The sequence below is a fragment of the Mesorhizobium sp. YC-39 genome (genome assembly GCF_025753795.1).
In the GTDB taxonomy this organism is placed as follows: Bacteria; Pseudomonadota; Alphaproteobacteria; order Rhizobiales; family Rhizobiaceae; genus Mesorhizobium.
The window spans coordinates 520,216-539,561 of sequence record NZ_JAOWPS010000002.1 but is presented as its reverse complement, the minus strand read 5'-3'; the positions used below and the strand labels follow the sequence as shown (position 1 = coordinate 539,561).

General features: G+C 61.5%; 23 protein-coding genes, 1 tRNA gene and 3 pseudogenes. 14 read left to right on the top strand and 13 right to left on the bottom strand.

Annotated features, from left to right (window positions below; genetic code table 11):
- Genes OHD62_RS11965 through OHD62_RS11955 form a run of 3 tightly spaced genes read left to right on the top strand, consistent with a single transcriptional unit; the run spans window position 1 to window position 1,368 of the window.
- Window positions 1-642: a DedA family protein gene (locus tag OHD62_RS11965; RefSeq protein WP_263782899.1), complete on the top strand. Its 642-nt coding sequence runs from the start codon at window positions 1-3 to the stop codon at window positions 640-642.
- Entirely contained in the window at window positions 636-1,259 is a 624-nt protein-coding gene (locus tag OHD62_RS11960; RefSeq protein WP_263782898.1) for a class I SAM-dependent methyltransferase, read from the top strand. The genes OHD62_RS11965 and OHD62_RS11960 overlap by 7 nt, the downstream gene beginning before the upstream one ends.
- Before the next feature lies 1 nt (window position 1,260).
- Entirely contained in the window at window positions 1,261-1,368 is a 108-nt protein-coding gene (locus OHD62_RS11955) for an SDR family oxidoreductase (RefSeq protein ID WP_412177370.1), read from the top strand.
- A 103-nt stretch (window positions 1,369-1,471) separates the two neighbouring features.
- On the opposite strand, the gene OHD62_RS11950 is transcribed toward OHD62_RS11955, so the two are convergent.
- From OHD62_RS11950 to OHD62_RS11940, 3 genes are all read right to left on the bottom strand, one after another.
- A complete protein-coding gene (locus OHD62_RS11950; RefSeq protein WP_263782897.1) occupies window positions 1,472-2,056 on the bottom strand; it encodes an intradiol ring-cleavage dioxygenase in 585 nt (194 codons plus the stop codon).
- Between the two features lie 51 nt (window positions 2,057-2,107).
- Window positions 2,108-3,148, bottom strand: a complete 1,041-nt coding sequence (locus OHD62_RS11945) for an aldo/keto reductase (RefSeq protein WP_263782896.1) — start codon at window positions 3,146-3,148, stop codon at window positions 2,108-2,110.
- A 72-nt stretch (window positions 3,149-3,220) separates the two neighbouring features.
- Complete coding sequence (locus OHD62_RS11940; RefSeq protein WP_263782895.1) at window positions 3,221-4,213, bottom strand: MBL fold metallo-hydrolase; 993 nt, start codon at window positions 4,211-4,213, stop codon at window positions 3,221-3,223.
- Window positions 4,214-4,389: 176 nt separating this feature from the next.
- Between OHD62_RS11940 and OHD62_RS11935 the strand changes: the two genes are divergently transcribed.
- Window positions 4,390-5,295, top strand: a complete 906-nt coding sequence (locus OHD62_RS11935) for a LysR family transcriptional regulator (protein WP_263782894.1) — start codon at window positions 4,390-4,392, stop codon at window positions 5,293-5,295.
- A 34-nt stretch (window positions 5,296-5,329) separates the two neighbouring features.
- Here the strand turns inward: OHD62_RS11935 and OHD62_RS11930 are convergent.
- The 3 genes and pseudogenes from OHD62_RS11930 to OHD62_RS11920 all read right to left on the bottom strand — a co-directional run.
- Window positions 5,330-5,620: pseudogene (locus tag OHD62_RS11930) on the bottom strand (MBL fold metallo-hydrolase); the annotation flags it as partial.
- A gap of 127 nt (window positions 5,621-5,747) precedes the next feature.
- Window positions 5,748-6,266: a lipocalin-like domain-containing protein gene (locus tag OHD62_RS11925; RefSeq protein WP_318528595.1), complete on the bottom strand. Its 519-nt coding sequence runs from the start codon at window positions 6,264-6,266 to the stop codon at window positions 5,748-5,750.
- A 31-nt stretch (window positions 6,267-6,297) separates the two neighbouring features.
- Window positions 6,298-7,131, bottom strand: coding sequence for an SDR family oxidoreductase (locus tag OHD62_RS11920; protein ID WP_263782893.1), 834 nt, complete (start codon window positions 7,129-7,131; stop codon window positions 6,298-6,300).
- A 93-nt stretch (window positions 7,132-7,224) separates the two neighbouring features.
- Between OHD62_RS11920 and OHD62_RS11915 the strand changes: the two genes are divergently transcribed.
- Window positions 7,225-8,124, top strand: coding sequence for a LysR family transcriptional regulator (locus tag OHD62_RS11915; protein ID WP_263782892.1), 900 nt, complete (start codon window positions 7,225-7,227; stop codon window positions 8,122-8,124).
- A 106-nt stretch (window positions 8,125-8,230) separates the two neighbouring features.
- On the opposite strand, the gene OHD62_RS11910 is transcribed toward OHD62_RS11915, so the two are convergent.
- The 3 genes from OHD62_RS11910 to OHD62_RS11900 all read right to left on the bottom strand — a co-directional run bounded on the left by OHD62_RS11910 (window position 8,231) and on the right by OHD62_RS11900 (window position 10,375).
- Window positions 8,231-8,557 carry an Atu4866 domain-containing protein gene (locus OHD62_RS11910; RefSeq protein ID WP_263782891.1) on the bottom strand — a complete coding sequence of 109 codons (327 nt, stop codon included), beginning with the start codon at window positions 8,555-8,557 and terminating at the stop codon, window positions 8,231-8,233.
- Window positions 8,558-8,664: 107 nt separating this feature from the next.
- Entirely contained in the window at window positions 8,665-9,219 is a 555-nt protein-coding gene (locus OHD62_RS11905; RefSeq protein ID WP_263782890.1) for a nuclear transport factor 2 family protein, read from the bottom strand.
- Between the two features lie 97 nt (window positions 9,220-9,316).
- A complete protein-coding gene (locus OHD62_RS11900) occupies window positions 9,317-10,375 on the bottom strand; it encodes an aldo/keto reductase (protein ID WP_263782889.1) in 1,059 nt (352 codons plus the stop codon).
- 96 nt (window positions 10,376-10,471) lie between these two features.
- Here OHD62_RS11900 and OHD62_RS11895 point away from each other — a divergent pair, with 96 nt between their 5' ends.
- Both OHD62_RS11895 and istA read left to right on the top strand, forming a co-directional pair.
- Window positions 10,472-11,362: a LysR family transcriptional regulator gene (locus OHD62_RS11895; protein ID WP_263782888.1), complete on the top strand. Its 891-nt coding sequence runs from the start codon at window positions 10,472-10,474 to the stop codon at window positions 11,360-11,362.
- A 201-nt stretch (window positions 11,363-11,563) separates the two neighbouring features.
- Window positions 11,564-12,220 (top strand): annotated as a pseudogene (gene istA, locus OHD62_RS35725) (IS21 family transposase); the annotation flags it as partial.
- Window positions 12,221-12,316: 96 nt separating this feature from the next.
- On the opposite strand, the gene OHD62_RS35720 reads toward istA, so the two are convergent.
- Window positions 12,317-12,550, bottom strand: coding sequence for a DOPA 4,5-dioxygenase family protein (locus tag OHD62_RS35720; protein WP_412177384.1), 234 nt, complete (start codon window positions 12,548-12,550; stop codon window positions 12,317-12,319).
- A 260-nt stretch (window positions 12,551-12,810) separates the two neighbouring features.
- A complete protein-coding gene (locus OHD62_RS11885) occupies window positions 12,811-13,413 on the bottom strand; it encodes a TetR/AcrR family transcriptional regulator (RefSeq protein ID WP_263782886.1) in 603 nt (200 codons plus the stop codon).
- A gap of 122 nt (window positions 13,414-13,535) precedes the next feature.
- Between OHD62_RS11885 and OHD62_RS11880 the strand changes: the two genes are divergently transcribed.
- The 4 genes and pseudogenes from OHD62_RS11880 to OHD62_RS11870 all read left to right on the top strand — a co-directional run.
- A complete protein-coding gene (locus tag OHD62_RS11880; protein WP_263782885.1) occupies window positions 13,536-14,576 on the top strand; it encodes an aldo/keto reductase in 1,041 nt (346 codons plus the stop codon).
- Window positions 14,577-14,819: 243 nt separating this feature from the next.
- Window positions 14,820-15,113 (top strand): helix-turn-helix domain-containing protein, encoded by a 294-nt coding sequence (locus tag OHD62_RS11875; protein ID WP_263782884.1) that lies wholly within the window; start codon window positions 14,820-14,822, stop codon window positions 15,111-15,113.
- Window positions 15,110-15,292 carry a LysR substrate-binding domain-containing protein gene (locus tag OHD62_RS35715; RefSeq protein WP_412177383.1) on the top strand — a complete coding sequence of 61 codons (183 nt, stop codon included), beginning with the start codon at window positions 15,110-15,112 and terminating at the stop codon, window positions 15,290-15,292. Before OHD62_RS11875 ends, OHD62_RS35715 begins: the two co-directional genes overlap by 4 nt.
- Before the next feature lie 13 nt (window positions 15,293-15,305).
- Window positions 15,306-15,935: pseudogene (locus OHD62_RS11870) on the top strand (LysR family substrate-binding domain-containing protein); the annotation flags it as partial.
- A 320-nt stretch (window positions 15,936-16,255) separates the two neighbouring features.
- Here the strand turns inward: OHD62_RS11870 and OHD62_RS11865 are convergent.
- A tRNA-Ser gene (locus OHD62_RS11865) sits at window positions 16,256-16,345 on the bottom strand.
- Window positions 16,346-16,737: 392 nt separating this feature from the next.
- On the opposite strand from OHD62_RS11865, the gene OHD62_RS11860 reads away from it, so the two are divergent.
- From OHD62_RS11860 to OHD62_RS11850, 3 genes are all read left to right on the top strand, one after another.
- A complete protein-coding gene (locus OHD62_RS11860; RefSeq protein ID WP_263782883.1) occupies window positions 16,738-17,061 on the top strand; it encodes a hypothetical protein in 324 nt (107 codons plus the stop codon).
- A gap of 77 nt (window positions 17,062-17,138) precedes the next feature.
- A complete protein-coding gene (msrA, locus tag OHD62_RS11855) occupies window positions 17,139-17,804 on the top strand; it encodes a peptide-methionine (S)-S-oxide reductase MsrA (RefSeq protein ID WP_263782882.1) in 666 nt (221 codons plus the stop codon).
- Window positions 17,805-18,033: 229 nt separating this feature from the next.
- Entirely contained in the window at window positions 18,034-19,023 is a 990-nt protein-coding gene (locus OHD62_RS11850; RefSeq protein ID WP_263782881.1) for a BMP family lipoprotein, read from the top strand.
- Between the two features lie 119 nt (window positions 19,024-19,142).
- Here OHD62_RS11850 and OHD62_RS11845 read toward each other — a convergent pair whose 3' ends face one another.
- A complete protein-coding gene (locus OHD62_RS11845; RefSeq protein WP_263782880.1) occupies window positions 19,143-19,346 on the bottom strand; it encodes a hypothetical protein in 204 nt (67 codons plus the stop codon).

Here is a 19,346-nt window from a genome sequence, read left to right as displayed (position 1 = left end):
ATGGACCCGCTCGCAAGTCTCGTCGACTGGATTGCTCTTTTCGGAATGCTTGGTTTGTTCGCTGCCGGACTGGCGGAACGCTTCGTCCCGGCTTTGCCTTCCCATGGCATGCTGGTCGCAATCGGCATGGCTGCGGCCGAAGACAGTTGGTCGCTGCCGGCCGCTTTCATCATGACGACCTGCGGAAGTGTATTCGCCAGTGTTGTACTGTTCCTCGTCGTCCGGGCTGTCGGACAAGATATATCCGCCAAGCTTTTGTATGTAAGTGGACGGCTCTTGGGTCTGCCGCCGAGGCGCATCGACAAGATGCTGACCTCCTTCCGAGCGCGCGACAGGAGCCTGTCCCTGATTGCGCAAATTATCCCGGCAGTTCGGTTCGTCGCGCCGCTGGCCGCTGCGCTTGTTCGCCTGGATGCGTGGCGCTTTGCTGCCGGCACTCTACTGGGCACTGCCCTGTGGAATGGTCTGTTCCTCGCCGCGGGCTACACGGCCGCACGGTCGATCCCCGACCTCAATGCATCAGCCTTGGCGATTAAGTTCCTGCTCCTCGTTCTTGGCGTCGAGACGTTGTCCGTGCTGATCTGGCGACTGCTTGGGCGAAGCAATTGGCGCCGGACCTCCTCGGAGGATCAAGCATGCTGAACAGGTCATCAGAGACCCTCCAGTTCTTCCGCGCCTGGCTATCCGACCCGCTCAGGGTTGCGGCCGTCACACCATCCGGACGGGCGCTGGCGGCTTTGATCGTATCGGAGGTTTCTGCGGAAACCGGGCCAATCCTCGAACTCGGTCCCGGAACGGGGGTGTTCACGCGCGCGCTGTTGGCGCGGGGGGTTGCCGAGGAGAAACTCGCGCTCATCGAATTCGGTTCGGAGTTTGCCGCAAAACTGAATGCCGATTTCCCTCGTGCGAAGACATTGTGCATGGATGCGGCGCGATTGCGTAGCGTTGAGCTATTCGACGACACCCCGGCAGGGGCTGTCATCAGCGGCCTGCCGCTTCTGTCGATGCCGCCCCGCACGGTCTATTCCATCCTGGAGGGCGCTTTCGCGCACCTTCGCACCAACGGTGCGTTTTATCAGTTCACGTATGGCCCGCGCTGTCCGGTATCGCGTCCGTTGCTCGACCGGTTGGGCCTCAAGGCCACCTATTTGGGCGGCACCTTCGCAAACGTGCCTCCGGCTGCCGTCTACCGCATTCAGCGTCGCAAGATCCTGCGCATCGCCGAGATTCGGGTACGTCCTACCGCGGACAATCCCTGACGTGGGCGAGCCCCGTGAAGTCGCCGGCGCTGTCGCGTTCCTTGCTGGCCCCGCTGCAAGTCTGATTACGGGTGCGGTTCTCAGTGTAGACGCCGGCTTCAACGCCTGAGCTAAGCCCCACCACCACTGGCCAGTCGCCGGGTGAGCTGCAGTCATGCTGCTTGCACTCCGCAACTGGCGCACTTGCTTCCGATCAAACGGACTTGGTTCATTCAAACTACGAAATCGAACCGTCCGAACCGTCCGTCGCCGGTTTGCTTCATGTCGAGGAGGAGTGTCTCGTGAAAGAGCCGATCTCCGACATTTCCGGGCTCTCCGGGAAAATAGAGCTGGGTGGTGAGGACGCGTCCACCTGGGCGCTGGACCTTGAAATGGAAATGACGCGTTCGGCCAGGATAAAGCGCGGGCACGATAGTGTTGAACCACCAGCGCCCCTGCGCGTCGGTGAACTGGTGCCCGCACAGGCGAAAACCGATGCTGTCGTAATCGCCGTTTTCGTCCGCATGCCAGATCTCGACGAGGCTTCCGGCGAGCGGTCGGCAGCGCTTGTCGAGGACAAGTCCGGCAACCGTTATCCGTTCACCGTGGAGGGCGTCCGCATGGAGTTTCCGATTGCGCGGCGAGTTCGGCTTGAAGAACGGACCGGCTTCCCGCTCCAGAGTGAGGTCGTCTCCGTCGCGACATTCCAGGGTCAGAGGGAGTTCGGGGCCTGCTTGCGCGAATGCCTTGGTCCTGGCTGCGTGGATCAGAGGCAGCGTTAGAAATGCGATCAATAGGGAGCGTCGGCTAGAAGGCAAGGTCGGTCTCCAAGTGTCGAATTCACTGGTATCTCGGCTGGCTGTGGCCGGTCACTGAAGTCGCCTCACGGCGTTCGCCTGAGCCTCCTTGATGAGACCGGAATACATATCCTCCTTGCCGGGATACCAAGGCATGGAACCGATGGAGCCGAAGCCGGGGATCGTTTCCATGTGCGCGACCATGCGGGCGCGCATGCGCTCGTCGGGAAGCGGTCCGGTCATCGCCTGGACGTTGTCGCTCATGTGATCGGGGTTCGAGGTGCCGCACAACACGCTGGTGACGGCGGGATGCGCCATGACCCATTTGAGGAAGAACTGCGCCCAACTCGTCGCGCCGAACTCCGCCGCGAAACCGGGAAGCGGTTGCCCCTCGACCACCTTCATCAGTCGCGCCTTTTCGAGCGGTAGATTGATCAGCACACCGACGCCCTTCTCGGCAGCCGCGGGAAGCAGGCGGCGCTCGGCATCGCGATTAAAGATCGAATAGTTCGTCTGGATGAAGTCGACGTCGTCGCGTTCGACGATCGCCAGCAACTGGTCCTGCGCCGCCGACTCATGATGAGTGATGCCGACATGGCGTATCAGTCCTTCCTGCTTCCATGCCTTCATAAGCGGGATGGTGACCGATGCATTGGTGATGCTGTGGCATTGCATGAGATTGATCGTGTCGCGCCATGTGCGCATCCGCGACTGCCGGAAGCTTTCCTCGGCATGGGTTTCGTCGCCGAGATATTCGCCCGTGGCCCAGACCTTGTTGGCGAGAAACATCTCGTCCGAGCCTTCGAACTCGCCCATGAACTGGCCGACGCTGACCTCGGCCGAGCCATAGAGCGGTGAGGTGTCGACCACGCGACCGCCGGCGGCGACATAGCGTTCGAAGACCTGACGAAGAGCGTCGCGACGATCGCCGGGCTTCAGGTCGAAGGTGAGGAAGGTACCGAGGCCCAGCGTGGTCACCCGTTCACCGGTGCGGGGCAGGGTACGGGTCAGCACCTCGGGATTGGAGTCCGAGGCTGCGGAGGTCGTGTCCTGGGCCTGCGCCGTGGCGGTGGTCTGGCCGGCGAGCGCCAGCCCGGTTGCCGCGGCTCCCACCGTTCCGAGAAAACCGCGACGATTGATCTTTGACTGGTCCGTGAGAGATTTCCTGCTCGATTATTCTTGAATTCAAAACTGCCAGTTGGCGGGGACCCAGATGTAGCCGCCATCGGTCTTCAGCATCCGGCCGAGGCCGGGGAACGGGAAGTGGAAGCCGAGCACCGGGATGCGGTCGGTTGCCGCCCTGTCGAAGATGCGCCGGCGCGACGCGAGCGCAGTCTCCTTGTCGCGGTCAGGGCCTGGAAGCCAGGGATTGTCGACGTTGACGACCGGGTGATAGGCAAGGTCCGCCGTCAGCAGCAGTTGGTCGCTTCCAGAGTGGACGAGGAAGGTCGCCATGCCCGGCGTGTGACCGGATGCGACGAGGGTCGTGAGGCCCGGCACAATCTCGGCGCCGGCTTCATAGAACTCGACATCGTTCATGACCGGCTCGAGGCTGTTCTTGATCGCGGCGGCGAAGCGCACACGAAATTCCTCCGGCACGGGCATGTAGGAGAGATCCGGATCGGTGCGGACGAAGAAGTCCCAGTCCGCCTTCGGGACGAAGACCGTCGCGCGGGGGAAGGCCTTGCTGCCGTCCTCTGTGCGGAGATTGCCGACATGGTCGGGATGGGTGTGCGAAATGACGATCGCGTCAATGTCAGCGGGGCCGAGGCCGATCGCTGCCAGGTTTTCAAAGATGCGGCCGCCGTTCGGACCCATCGTCTTGCCGGCGCCAGCCTCGATTAGAATCCGCCGTCCGCCGGTTTCGATCAGAAGCGTATTCAGGTTGAGCGTCATGTGGTCGGTCGGAAGGAATGCTCGCCGCAGCACCTCTTCAAGCTCTGCTTCCGGCGCGTCGCTGGCATAGACACGAGGAGGGCCGCCGATAAGGCCGTCGCTCAAGACGGTCGCGCTGATCTCGCCGACTCGAATGCGGTAGCGACCGGCGTTGCCACTCAACAAGGACGCGGTTTGGGCATTGGCGTTGCCGGAGCCGCTCAGGCTTGGGATGAGCATACTTGATGCGCCTGCGACAGCGGACAGCATGATAGCGCGTCTATCGAGAGTGAAGGCATTCATCGGTTTTCCCTTCTTCGTGGGGCACGCTCCCGCTTCTTTCAATTGTACGGGGCCGGAAATGACCGGCGAAAGGAAGCGGACAGGGCGCGATAGTTAACTTTGCGCCTACCATGACATGGGACAATTGATCCGATAAGATGCGCAACGATGATCAGCTTGGTTAGAATTACTTCCCAATGAGCCCTGTTCGGCTGGACAGCTTTGATGTGTTCGTCTCTATCGTCCGCTGCGGTGGCTTCCGCGCGGCGGCGCTCGAGCGCGGCGTGTCTTCATCGGCCCTGAGCCAAACGATGAACGCGCTCGAAGAGACCCTCGGCATCCGGCTCCTCAATCGCACGACGAGAAGCGTGTCTCCCACGGAAGCCGGCAAACGCCTCCTTGAACGGTTGGCGCCCGCATTGAGTGACATCAGGCTGGCGATCGCGGAAGTCGACGAGTTGAGGGACACTCCATCCGGAACGCTCCGGATCAACGCCCCGGCGCCGGCGGTCGATCATTTTCTCTGCCCGTTGGCATTCGACTTCATGGATGCCTATCGCGAGGTGAAGGTTGAAATCATCAGCGATGCGGCGGTGATCGACATCGTGGAACAGGGCTTCGATGCCGGCGTCAGATTCGGCAAGCAACTGGCGCAGGACATGATCGCACTCCCGCTTGGACCCGCGCTTCGCTATACGATCATCGCTTCACCGGACTACGTCAAAAGGCACGGTCAGCCGCAGGTACCGCACGATCTCGTCAGTCATGACTGCATCAAGCGCAGATTTCCTGGCGGCACTCTGGTCACCTGGCGGTTTGCCGACGGGAACGAAGAGATAGAGGTCACTCCCACGGGCCGCCTGACGGTCAGTTCGGCGCACAACGAGCTGCAGGCGGCCCTGGCCGGCAGAGGAATAGCCCATGTTTTCGACGACTATGCCAAACCCCATATCCTGAGTGGTCGGCTGGTGGAGCTTCTCTCCGATTGGAGTCCAACTTTGCCGCACTGGTTTCTGTATTACCCCAGCCGCCGCCTGCCGAGCGCCGCCATGCGAGCGTTTCTCGATTACATGAGGAATTATGACTGGCAGGCGAGGGACTGATCGCATCGCCGCAGCGCCCACTGGTCGGCCGCCGTCAGATCAGAAATTGATAGCTCGCCGGCACGAAGCGGAACCCTGCTTCGAGCGGCTCGACAAAGCCGACTGATGGGTGGGGCATGTGATAGCCGATAAAGGGCATTTTCTCTACAGCCAGCATGGCAAAGATCCTTTTGCGACTGCTGGCAGCAGCGCCTTTGTCCATGTCGAACGAAACCCCCCAATCCGGCTTCTGAAGAGACGCGACGAAATGGTTCGCCGTATCGCCCGTCAACAGCAGGTAGCGGCCTGCCGATTCCAGCAGGAACGCCATGTGACCGGGTGTGTGGAACGGCGATTGAAGAGCATGGCTTGGTCCTCCAGATAGCTCGGTTTCGTTGTGATCGTGGTCGAAGGGCGGAAGTTCCGCGGACCAAGGCCCGAGACCTTGCCCAGACCTTCCGCCTTTCATGGCCTCATTTGACGCGCTGCCATTCGATCCTGATTTCGGTCCCTTCCGGTCGCCGAAAATGTTCCGTCATGCGGTCGCCGGCGACGACCAGCGTCAGGTCATCACGGGTCCGGACGCTGCCAACCCAGTTCGGAAAGGTCGCCCCTTCGACGCGGTTGCCGCTGAATTCGCCGTCGTCACCAACGGTGTAGGTGCCGAAGAAACCGATGTTGCGTGATACGGCCATGCGGTTTTCGTCGTCCGTTCCCTCACCACGAGCACCGGAGGCAAAGCGCGGGGTATCGGCATCGGTGATGACTGCCGAAAAGTGCATGTCCGGAGTGAAGACGAGGAGACCATTGGGGTTCTTGCCATAGGCCGGAATGTTTTGCCCGCCCGGATCAATCGTCGCCGACACCAACTTCCAGGTGCCTATAACCTGGTTTGCTGCGACGGTCTGCGCGAAGGCGGGCGAAGACGAAATGCTGACGGCGAGAGCCAATATTACTGGTCGAATGGACATTTTGTTTCCTTCCCGGTCCATGATGTCTGTGTTTCTGGGCCGTTTCCGCTGCTCACAGATCCTGTCGGTCGGCGGAATTCGCCACCTCCTGCTGCGCCTCAAGGCCAGTCAGGCGCACGGAAAGCGCGCGTGAGATTGAGGAATAGGCCGTGCTACCCAGCGCCAACCGCAATGGCGGCGTCTCGCTCTCGGCGGCCGAAATGATTGCGGCCACGGTTCGCGCCGCGTCGCCCTTGATCTCGAAGCTACCATCGCTGATCGCACGGCGAACGACGCCGGCAGGGGTTTCCTCGTAGGCATCCATGGGTTCTGCGCGGACGAGATTGGCTCCGAAATTCGTGCCGGTCGGTCCCGGCTCGGCGATGATGAAGTCGATGTCGAAGGGAGCCACTTCCTGTGCGACGGATTCGACGAAGCCTTCGATACCCCACTTGGACGCGTGATAGAGGCTGAAGCCCGGATAAGCGATCTGCCCACCTTCGGAAGAAACCTGGACGATACGTCCGCCGCCTTGCCGTCGAAGAAGGGGCAATGCGGCACGGATCAGATGGATGGATCCGGCAAGGTTGGTGGCAATCTGCCGGTCGATATCTTCGTTCGTCAGCTCTTCCGCCGCGCCGAACAGGCCATAGCCCGCATTGCTGACGATCACGTCTATCCGGCCATGCCGCTGGAAGGCTCCTTTAACGGCCGATGTTATGCTCTCCGCCTCGACCAGATCGAGCGGGACGACATCCAAGCGTTCGCGGTATGCCTGCTCGAGTTGCGTCAGCGTCCCCGGGCGGCGGATCGTTGCGACCACCTTGTGTCCCTGCGCGAGCAACTGCTGCGTCATCTCGAGACCGAGCCCCGAAGAAGCGCCGGTGATGAACCATGTCTTTGGCATGTAATCCTTATCTATTCATCTCCGAATGTAGCTTAGCGGAATTGGTGATATAAGATTGTCAATGTGAGATAAGATGGTGAGGATAATTCACGAATGGTGCGTCCCAGTCTGAACGATCTGGCCGCCTTCGCGGCGGTAGCCAGCCACCGGAGCTTCCGCAGAGCGGCTGACGTCATGGGTGTTTCGCGCTCCGCCCTCAGCCACGCGATCATCGGTCTGGAGGCAAAACTGGGCGTCCGGCTTTTCAACCGGACGACACGCAGCGTGTCGCTGACGCAGGCTGGCGCACGCCTGCTCGCGCGGCTCGATCCGGTTCTTCAGGATCTCGACCAGGCGCTCGATACCCTCTCGGAAGAACGCGGCACTCCCAGCGGCACACTGCGGATCAATGCGAACAAGAGCGGTGCCTGCATCCTCCTAAGAGAAATCGTGCCGCGGTTCCTGGATCTCTATCCCGACGTAGAGCTTGATCTGGTTTCGGAAGGTCGGCTCGTCGATATCGTGGAACAGGGTTTTGATGCCGGTGTGCGCCTGCTGGAGGCCGTCCCGCGAGACATGGTCGCGGTGACGTTCGGAGGCGACGTCCGATTTATCGCCGTGGCGGCTCCCTCCTATATGGACGGTAGAGCAACGCCGAACACGCCTGATGACCTGCATGCCCATTGCTGCATCCGCCAGCGTCTGCCCAGCGGCAAGCGCTACCGCTGGGAGTTTTCCAAACACGGGGCCGAGATCGCGGTCGACGTCCCGGGCAACCTCACCCTCGATGACAATGATCTTCTCGTGCAGGCGGCGGCGGACGGGCGCGGCATCGCCTATGTGCCCGAACACTTCGCACGACCGTTTCTGGGATCCGGCCAACTCGTGACCGTGCTCGATGACTGGTGCCCGCCCACGCCTGGTCTGGCCCTCTATTACCCGCGCAGCCAGCACATCCCGTCCCCGCTTCGCGCATTCATCGACATATTGAGACAAGTGGACAGGACGCGATGACGGGCGACGGTGAATGGCGCGACCGACCCTATCAGATGGATTCAGGAAGAATTGCGGCACCCATCGCTTTTAGCCGTTTCCGCATCGCGGATGCTTGCCCGGCCTGTCAAGGCGTCGCAGGCTTGCGTCGCAAGATCATGCCGCCATGGTGCAAGGTGTTCGCATCGACGAAATCGCCGTCAGCAGTGAAGCCCGTGTCGTCCCAGTACTCGATATGCGTCCCGTCGACTTCGTAGCGGCCCTCATAGGCTCGCTCGCGCTGACCGCGGGCCTCGACATAGCGTCCACTCGGCAGAAGTTCATGACGAACTCGGTTGTCGTCGGTGACCCACATGCCAACGTAAGGATGGTTCGGCTGCAAATTGGGCTCCTGTGCTGCTACGGGGTGAGTCGAAAGGGTGGCGGTGATGAGTGCTGCAAATGCCTGTCGCATGGTCTGGCTCCGTCAAGCGTTGCTGTTCCCGGTTTGGAGGCGTTAGCGCATGTGTGCGCAGTGCCGGTTCGGCAGGCACTAAGTTCTGCCGAGGCCGGGTGCGTCGGTCATTGCGAACGCGGGGCGTTGTTGTCGACAACCTGCTGATAGGCAACGAGGTCCAGGAAGGCTTCCGCATTGACGACGAGGCCGTCCTTCATCTCGAATATCCAGACAAACTGGTTGCGATAAGGTGCGCCCGACGTCGTCGTCGCTGTTCCGTCGAAGCGGATGATGATCGTGTCGCCGTCGGCAAAGATATCGTGCACCTCCGGCACGACCGGCGTCGCGAGACGGCTGGTCAAAGGAAGTGATGCATGTTCGATGAAGTCCTTCTGGTTGCGATAGGTGCCGGCGACCGGCCCGGAGCCATGGATCGTCCACACGACGTCGGGAGCGAGAAGTTCCGCGAAAACGTAGGTACCTCCGCGCCATTTTTCGAAGGCGGCTTCAACGATCGCCCTGTTCTGGCGTTCTATCGCGGCACTGTCCGGAGCCTGCACCTGCGTTGCCGCAGTGGTGGCAATGGCTGCACCCGGCAGGGCGAGCGACAGTAATGCCAGTGTGATCAGAGCTGTTCGGCTCGCGCCGGCGACTCGGTGGCGTATCGGGAGAGTGGTCATGATATCGGTCCTTTCCTGGTGGCTGAGGGCTTGATAGGCCCATCGACCGGCAATGAAGCTGCGTGCACCGTCGACAGGCCTCGCGTCGTTTTGACGGTCAGTCGCGGCGTGCGGTCGTGGCGCCGCCGAAGATCAGTTGCTGGACGAGGGGACGTTGCGTGAAGCGAGCGGGAAAGACGGGGTTCGGTGCGCTGATCCGGTTCAGACGATCCAGTTGTTCCGGCGTAAGCACTAGATCCAGAGCTCCGAGATTGTCCTCGGCCTGGGCGAGCGTGCGAGCGCCGATGATGGGGGAGACGACGGTCGGATTGGCCAGCGTCCAGGCAAGCGCCACCCGAGATGGTGTGGAGTTGGCCTCCTCGGCGACGGCTCGAACCTCGTCCGCAATTTCGATCGCACGTCCGTTCAGATGCCCCGACGAAGCTATGACACCCCTCCGGCTGGCAGACACGGTCGCCTCTTGCGAATCCTCGACGTCGGCAAGGGAGTATTTGCCCGTGAGCACGCCACCGCCGAGCGGCGACCACGGAAGCACCCCAAGGCCCAAAGCCGCAGCCGCAGGCAGTAGCTCGTGCTCGACGGTCCGCTCCACGAGGCTGTATTCGATCTGCAGCGCCACGAAAGGAGACCAGCCGCGGATGTCTGCGAGCGTCTGCATCTGTGCAACGCGCCATGCAGGCGTGTTGCAGATGCCGAGATAGAGCACTTTTCCCGACCGAACGAGGTCGTCGAGCGCTCGCATGACCTCGTCCGGCCGGGTCGTCATGTCCCATGCATGGAGATAAAGGAGGTCGATGCGATCGGTGCCGAGCTGCGTCAGGCTCTGCTCGACGGACCGCACCATGTTCAGGCGGTGGTTGCCGCCGGAGTTCGGGTTGCCTGGTTCGCGCGCCATCGTAAATTTCGTCGCTAGAACGATCCGCTCGCGCTTGTCGCCGATGAAGGTCCCGAGCAGGCGCTCGGCGCGGCCGTCGGTGTAATTTACCGACGTGTCGACGAAATTGCCGCCCCGGTCGACATAGAGATCGAAGATACGGTGGGCCTCGTCGCCGTCCGCCCCCCATCCCCAGTCGGAACCGAAGGTCATCGTTCCGAGGCTCAACGGCGAAACTCGCAAGCCCGACCGTCCAAGAAGTTTGTAGTGATCAACCGTCATGTCGGCTGTCTCCTCGTTGTGAGATCCAAGGTAGACGCGTCGATAAGAGCGAACAACTTGCCCAATGATGACCACCGTGGTAATTCATTCTAACCAATGGCAATCGATCTGAACGGCATTTCTGTTTTCCTGGCAGTCGCAGAAGCGCGGAGCTTTCGCGTGGCCGCGGAGAAATTGGGCGTCACACGGCCAGCCGTCAGCCAGTCCATCCGCCGTCTCGAAGATCGGCTGGGCGTCGCGCTCGTTCAGCGCACGACGCGCAGCGTCAGTCTCACAGAAGCCGGCGAACAACTGTATCAGCGGGTGGCGCCGGCTATTTCCGAAGTCGGACTGGCGCTCGATGCGACGGCGGACCGCGACAGCGCACCGAGCGGACTGTTAAGGCTGGCGGTGTCATCCATCGCCGAGCAGTTCATCTCCGGGCCGCTTCTGGCGCGTTTCGCGGACACCTTTCCCGCCGTTCAGATCGACGTGACCGTCACGGACGAGGAATTCGACATTGTCGCGGAAGGCTATGACGCGGGGGTACGACTGGGCGAAGTCATCGATCAGGACATGATTGCCGTTCCGGTGTCGGGCGAGCAGCGCCAGGGCGCCTTCGCTGCGCCGTCCTACATCGAACGTTTTGGCAAGCCCGAACATCCTTCGGAACTCTCCGCCCACCGCTGTATCGGCTGGCGTCCAGCGCCACACAGCGCACCCTATCGTTGGGAATTCGGCCAGCATGGCCGCGAGTTCGACGTGGCTGTCGACCCGCAGATCACCACCAACGACATGTGGCTTATGATCCGCACAGCCTGTGCCGGCGGCGGCATCACCTTCGGGATGGAGGACACCTTCAAACCCTATGTCGAATCTGGTCAGTTAGTCCCTCTCCTTCAGGAGTATTGCCCCCTCTTTGCCGGCTTTTTTCTTTATTATCCCAGCCGGCGCAATCTCGCTCCAAAGCTTCGGGCACTCGTCGACCATGTGAGGCGGTGGCGATAGCGCCCATCCCAATTTGACGAAAGCACCTTGAGCGGATGTGGTTGTAAGGTCGGCAATCATATCCCCGACCGCAGGTCTGTGTTTCGGCGTGGAATAAGGACCCCGTGTCAGGGGTGATCGGCGTCCAAAAAAGACCCCTGTAACGCAGGGTTGTCACACTGCCTTCGGTTTTATCGGAGGCATTTGTTTTGGATATTGGTTGTGGAGACGATTGCGAAGATTCGTCGGCTGTCGCTGGTCCAGGGGAAGTCGATCGAGGAGATCTGCCGCGAGTTGAGGATATCGCGGAACGTTTTCCGGAAAGTGCTTCGGTCAGACGCGACAGAGTTCCGCTACGAGCGTGAGCATCAGCCGATGCCAAAGATCGGCCCTTGGCAGGATCAGCTCGACGGGCTTTCGGATTGCAACCACGGCAAGGCGGCGCGCGAGCGGCTAACTCTGATCCGGATTTACGAGGAGTTTCGCGGGCTCGGCTATGAAGGGAGTTACGATGCGGTCCGTCGATACGCGAAAGGCTGGGCGAAGGAGCAAGGATCGGCAACGGCGGAAGCCTATGTGCCGCTGTTGTTCGCGCCGGGGGAGGCCTATCAGTTCGACTGGAGCCACGAGATCGTCCTGATCAACGGCGTGACCGTGACCGTGAAGGTCGCCCATGTCCGGCTCTGCCACAGCCGCATGATGTTCGTCAGGGCCTATCCGCGCGAGACGCAGGAGATGGTGTTCGACGCCCACGACCAGGCGTTTGCCTTCTTCGATGGCACCTGCACGCGCGGCATCTACGACAACATGAAGACGGCGGCGGAGACGGTGTTCGTCGGCAAGGACCGGCAATACATCGCCGCTTCCTTCAGATGTGCAGTCACTATCTGGTGCAGCCGGTCGCTTGCACGCCGGCGTCGGGCTGGGAGAAGGGGCAAGTCGAGAACCAGGTCGGGCTGGTGCGCGAGCGCTTCTTCACGCCGCGGCTGCGCATATCGCATTGCTGAGGTGATCGGGCTTGGGCTCGCCAGTATTCGGATAGATCAGAATTGCCAGCCCGCGACGATTGATCATGAGCCAGGGCACGATGCGCGGGAACTCGATCGGCGGAAACGCGACCTGGTACATCGGCCCTGCATGCGGCCCAATGAGTTGGTCCCACCAGCGACCCATGACGACGGGGAAACGCCGGGCGATCTCCTCGCGCAAAGTCGCTGCAATGCGCGTCTGTCCGGGGCCGTCAAGTAGATGTGCGCGTGGTAGCTCCAGATCGCGTCGATGGACTTCGCCGGGCTGATGGGAGGTAAATCCTCAGTGGTAGTGAGTGCTAAGTCATTGTCGGGCATAAGAAAGTCCTTTTAAGTTGAGTGGGATTGGCTTGAGACGAGCGCCAGCCGTCGCGCCTGCTCCAACAAGCGGCGTTTTGTTCGCGGAATTTTGGTGGTGAGGCGGCGCGGAGGCTTTACGGCCTATCCGGGGTGCGCCTTCTCCACTTCGTGAGCAGCTGCAAAGGTTGCGCGGATCGCTTCCAGCACCTCCTCCGCAAGCGTGGCGTCTGCCTTAGCGACCGCACGAGATACGGCGATGCCGCCGATCTCTGCCGCCGCCGCAGCGATGGCGAGGCGGCGCTTCTGAGCCTGAGGGATCGTGTCCTCCAGCGAGTCCTCCAGCATCGTCGCCATCTCTTCGAACGCGCGTTTGAAGCTCTCGCTAACGGCGCTGTCATGACGACCGATCTCGCTTGCGGAGGCCGCCATCGGACAACCGGTCTCCACCTTGTCGCGCATGTAGGGCGACAGGTATCCGTCTAGGTAATCGGTGAAGCCCAGGCTGCGATCGCCCACCCACTCGCGAGTGTCGTTCATGTTCCCGGCGAAGCCATAGGAGAAGGCAGCGGCCGCAAGCTCATCCTTCGATGAGAAGTGAGCGTAGAGCGCGCCATGGGTAAGGCCGGCCTCCTTGGCGATCTCGGCCACGCCGACGCCGTCTATGCCTTTCTGGCGGAACAGGCGGCTCGCCGCCTGCAGGAGAGCCTCCCGGTTCTCCGCCGCCTTCTCCTTGGAAACACGCATTCTCGAACCTCCGAGCCAGAATTTTCATTTTTTTAGTTGCGATCGCCATCAAAGTCAATTAGATGCTGCCCATGACGATTGATTGCGGTCGCCATTAAAAGATTCCCAACGGAGAAACAAGCATGCGTTACAAACTTTTCGGTGAGCACACGGGTCTGCGGGTCTCCGAGCTAGTGCTCGGCACCGGCATGTTCGGCACGGGCTGGGGCTATGGTCAGGAGCGTGACGAGTCGCGCCGCATTCTCGACGCCTATGCCGATGCAGGCGGCAACTTCATCGATACGGCCGGCGTCTATCAGGGCGGTCAGTCGGAAGAAATCATCGGCGACGCGCTGATCGGCCGCCGTGACGATTTCGTCGTTGCCACCAAGTACACGATGCCCGCCGGCGCCAAGGGTGGCATCCTCGTCACCGGCAACAGCCGCAAGGCGATGATCGTGTCCGTCGAGGACAGCCTGAAGCGGCTGAAGAGCAACTACATCGACATCCTATTCGTCCACATGTCCGACGGTGTCACGCCGGCCGAAGAGATCGTGCGCGGTTTCGACGACCTCGTGCGTGCGGGCAAGATCCTCTACGCTGGTCTGTCGAACTTCCCGGCGTGGCGCGCCGCGCGCGCCGTCACGATCGCCGAGCTGCGCGGCGCAGCCCCGATTGCCGGCCTCCAGTTCGAGCACAGCTTGGTGGTCCGCTCCAGTGAGCAGGAGCTGCTTGCTGTCGGCCAGTCGCTCGGCCTCGGCATGGTCTCCTGGTCGCCGCTGGGTGGCGGCCTCCTCACCGGCAAGTACCGCCAGGGTGAGACCGGCCGTAAGGAAGGGATGGGCGGCAACGTCTTCCAGCAGGAGAATTCGCCGCAGCGCACGGCGATTCTTGACACCCTGATCGAAGTCGCCAAGGAGCTGGGCGTCGCGCCGGGCGAAGCCGCGATTGCATGGGTCGCTGCCAAGGGCACGCTGCCGATCATCGGCCCGCGCACCATCGAGCAGCTTAACTCCAACCTCGCCGCCGCGAACGTGACCCTGTCGGCCGAGCAGATTGCTCGGCTCGACAAGGTCAGCGCGATCCCGACGGCCTTCCCCTACAACGTCCTCGAAGGCGCTCGAGCCGGCTACACCGGCGGCAAGGTCGAGGAGTTCACCGCTCCGGTCATTTCCGCCGCCTGATCCGGGCCGGCGATGACCGAGGTCCTCGACAGTGTCTCCTCAGGCGAAAGGCCGGTGACCCGGACGAATGCCTTGGAGCGCGTGGCGAGAACCGTCCCGCCCAGGGCACTCCGGCCGCGATCGCTGCGCTTCGACTCATCGGAGGTCGAAGAAGACAGGTGACACGGCCGGAGTGGCCTTCGAAGCGCGGACACCACGTCGACCGGCCGCTCTCCACCCCATTTGCGTAACAGAGTGAGCGCGATGCCGGACGTTTCGCTCGACCTCAGGTATCTTAGCGACGCTATCGCAGCGGCTGGGCACGGAAGTTTCTGCAAGGCGGCTCTGTCTCTCGACGTGCCGCAATCTACCGTCACTCGCCGGATCCTCATACTGGAAAGCCAGTTGGGATTTCCCCTGTTCCTGCGTGAACGGAGTGGCGTGAAATTGACAGTTGCGGGCTCCGACTTTCTGGCCAACGCTATCAGTGGCGTACATCAACTCAGCGCGCCGCCCAACTTGCAGCCCCGACCCACAAGGGATAGCGGGGTGTCCTGAGAGTTGGCATCCTCGCCTCACCGACGACGGTTTTCCTCCATTGTGTCCTCCGCCGCTTGCGGGAAACGCAGCCGAACCCTCAGATCTTGCTGCGGGAGGGAATCTCGCTGGAGATGCTCCACGCGCTCGATACCGGCGAGCTAGACATCTCGTTCGCCACCGGCCAGCACGACATTTGAGGATGGATACAGCTCCAAAATTCTCTGGAATGAGACCGTCTATGTCGTGATCCCGGACAGCCATCCGCTAGCGCGCCAGGACGTCGTAGCCTGGGACGAGTTGCGGGAGGAAAGTTTCATCGTGAGCCACGGCGGGCCAGGCTCCGAGATTCAGGACTATCTTATCCGGATGCTGTCCCGCAGCGGCTTCAGGCCCCGCATCGATGTGCACGACGTTTCTCGTGAGAACCTGGTGGCGTTGGGGTTCGGGCTGACGCTCACCAGTACATCGACGCTACGCCAAGATGTCGAGGGCATCTGTTTCCGCCCGATCGCTGGCGAGCGCGACGTGCTCGTCTCAAGTGCGGTCTGGTCGGCGACAAACGCCAACCCGGCTCTTAGCCAACTGCTAGCAGTTGCGGAGCGGCTCTCGAAGGACTGGCCATCAAAGGTTGGGCGGGTCGTATCCAGCCTCGCGTTCATGATCGCCTGCAGCCTGGCTTTCAGTCCTGTCGGGACGCGCCGGTTCAAGACTGATCTCCTATGCCAGGCTGCGACCGTTCCAAATGTCACCGGCAAGCGAGGACACTATGCCGGGAACAGGTATCAAGCTACCACTTTGGAAATTGATAATCGCGAGACGATACTTGCCGACGCGCCCTGAATGTCGGTGTCGCGCCAGTCGATACATCCGATCTCGACCAGCTCCAGAGCGCCTGCAAAGCTGCGGTGGAGGAATGGATCGCGGCGATAAGGCAGGAAGAGGAACTGGTCTCTGTCAATCATTCAGTTGCTGAAGGGCGACAAATGGGAAGCTGCGCATTTTAATGAGGATGAGGTGCGCGGCAGGGTTCTAGACGAGGACGCATTGCGCAAGGAGTTTTTCGGCTTCTGAGACGACCTCCTACGCTAAAGCTTCGGAGGTCATCCCGCTTCGTCCGAAAGATCGAGCCAGTCCTGCGAAGCTCGAAGAGCGAAGCAGGATGGCGGAGAGAGCGGGATTCGAACCCGCGTTACGGTCTCCCGTAAACACACTTTCCAGGCGTGCGCCTTCAACCACTCGGCCACCTCTCCGTCTTGGCATGTCGCATCGGCCGGTTTCACCGCGCGGGTTGGGGAACATGCAACTCCCTTGAAATCCGGTCCGGAATCTCCGCACCGTGGACGCCGTCAACCAGCGGCGTGCCCTTGGCGCCCAAGCCGTCAAAGCAACAGGCGCGGGGCTCATCTAGTCGATCCGGCGTCGAATGCCAAGCCATAACGGCTCTCTATTCGCTTTGCCGGGCAAAGGTGGTTTTGCCGCGCAGCCGAGGCTGCGCCCGCGATGCGCGACAGGGCCGCCGATCCGTGAGTGCCGATTGTTCAGACGCTTCAATTTCGCGTGTCGCGATTGCGAACAAGGCGCGCGCGCACTATCTCTCAGTCCGAAACAGACAAATGGAAGTCCTTGGGGAGGGAAGGTCTGGATGCTCCGCTTTCTTTTCCGTCTCGCGGCGATGGTGGCGCTTTCGGTTTCCGTCATCATGGCAGTGCTCGACACGACACGGTCGGTAGCGGCCTCTGCGCTGGTGCTGACGCCGCTCAATATTAGCTGGCTCGCCGTCTCGCCCGATACGCGAAGCGCCTTCGAAAGCTTCGTCCGCGACAAGGTCAGCTCGCTGCTGTGGGACGGCGTCATCGCCTTCGTGCTCAACCAGCCAGGCTTTGCGGTGTTCGCGGTGCTTGCCTTCATTCTCTACATGATCGGCTACAGACGAGAGCGGCCGACCGGGCGGTTTGCCCCGACGTAATGACCCAGTGATCTTCCGGCGTCCCCAAACGAAGAGAAATCCCAAATAATCCCAATAAAGAGAAAGGGAGACTGCGCATGTTTTTTCTCAGCGATGTGCTGAACAAGAAGCTCAATCTGCCGAAGCCCGCCGAGGCGCTGCCAGGCCGCGCCAAGGCGATCCCGACGGCATCCAAGCATTTTGTCTCGAAGAGGCCGCTCAAGGGACCTTATCCCGAGGGGCTGGAGACGGCGATGTTCGGGCTGGGCTGCTTCTGGGGCGCTGAGCGCCTGTTCTGGCAGACCGAAGGTGTCTGGGTCACCGCGGTCGGCTATGCAGGCGGCGTCACCCCCAACCCGACCTATCAGGAAACCTGCACCGGCCTCACCGGTCATGCCGAAGTCGTGCTCGTCGTCTACGACCCGAAGATCGTGTCTTACATGGAGCTTTTGAAGCTGTTCTGGGAGAGCCATGACCCGACGCAAGGCATGCGCCAGGGCAACGATGTCGGCACCACCTACCGCTCGGCGATCTACACTTACAGCGACGCGCAATATCAGGCGGCGATCGCCTCGCGCGACGCTTACGAAGCCTCCTTGCGTGGCGCAAATCACGGCAAGATCACCACCGAGATCGCGCCGGCGCCCGAGTTCTACTTCGCCGAGGAAGACCATCAGCAATATCTGGCGAAGAATCCCTACGGCTATTGCAATCTGCAGGGCACCGGCGTCGCCTGCGCCATTCCGGCTGCCGTCTCCGCCTGAGGGCTTTGGCGAAGGCCTGAGACCTTTGGCAAAAGGAATTATCGTGGCGCCGATGTGCGGCGCCACGCTTTTCCAAGAGGTCAAAATTCCGCGTGAATTTTGTTTCGGGCCGTGCCAGATTGGCCCCAAGCGGGAGGAAGACACTCCTGCCTGATGCCGCATGCCTGCCGGAGAACCGGGTAGGCAGGCGGTGCGTAACGGAAAAAATAACCGACAGGGTGTGGATCACATGAAACGTATCGTTCTCGGCCTCTTGGCCGCAGTTGCAATGGTTCTTCCGGCCTTCGCCGCGGACATCCAGCCCGCGATTCTCTATGATCTGGGCGGCAAGTTCGACAAGTCGTTCAACGAAGCGTCCTACAATGGTGCCGAAAAGTTCAAGACCGAGACCGGCATCCCCTATGTGGAATTCGAGGTCTCCAACGCCACCCAGCGTGAGCAGGCGCTGCGCCGTTTCGCCGAGGACGGTCGCAATCCGATCGTCATGGCGGGCTTTTCCTGGTCGGACGCGCTGGACAAGATCGCGACGGAGTTTCCCGACACCAAATTCGCCATCATCGACATGGTCGTCGACAAGCCCAATGTCCGCTCCCTGGTCTACAAGGAGCAGGAAGGCTCCTACCTCGTCGGCGTGATGGCGGCGATGGCTTCCAAGTCCAAGAAGGTCGGCTTCATCGGCGGTATGGACATTCCGCTGATCCGCAGGTTCGGCTGTGGTTTTGTCGGCGGCGCCAAGGCGGCAGGTGCTACCGAAGTCTTCCAGAACATGACCGGCGACACGCCGGCGGCATGGAACGATCCCGCCAAGGGCGGCGAAATCGCCAAGACACAGATCGACCAGGGCGCCGACGTGGTCTACGCGGCGGCGGGCGGCACCGGTGTCGGCGTGCTGCAGGCAGCGGCGGACGCAGGCAAGCTCGGCATCGGCGTCGACTCTAACCAGAACGGTCTGCAACCCGGCAAGGTGCTGACCTCGATGGTCAAGCGCGTCGACGTTGCCGTCTACAACACCTTCATGGACGCCAAGGACGGCAAGTTCACCGCCGGCATCAACGACCTTGGCCTCAAGGAAGGCGGCGTCGACTATGCCATGGACGACAACAACAAGGCGCTTGTCGACGATGCGATGAAGGCGGCGGTCGAAAAGGCCAAGGCCGACATCATCGCCGGCACCATCAAGGTGCACGACTACATGTCGGACAACGCCTGCCCATATTGATCGCGACACCGCTGATCCGATCGAAGCCGCCGGGTGAAAACCCGGCGGCTTTGCTTTATCCATTCCCCGGTCGGCTAGGGTGGACCCACTTCGCTCTGACGTAGTTGCCTGCCCTGGGCTCATGGCAGCGCGACAATTGCGGCGCCCGACCACAACGCCGCCAGATAGCCTAGCGCGAAGGCCACAATCAGCCCGATGGCGACGGCAAATCCACGCCGGCCGCCGAGCGTGTGCAGGCCGATGCCATGAGGCGGCCGCCGCAAGCTGTCGATCACCGGCGGTTTTGCCTTGTCATGGCCGCTGCCGCCGCTTCCATCTGCCAT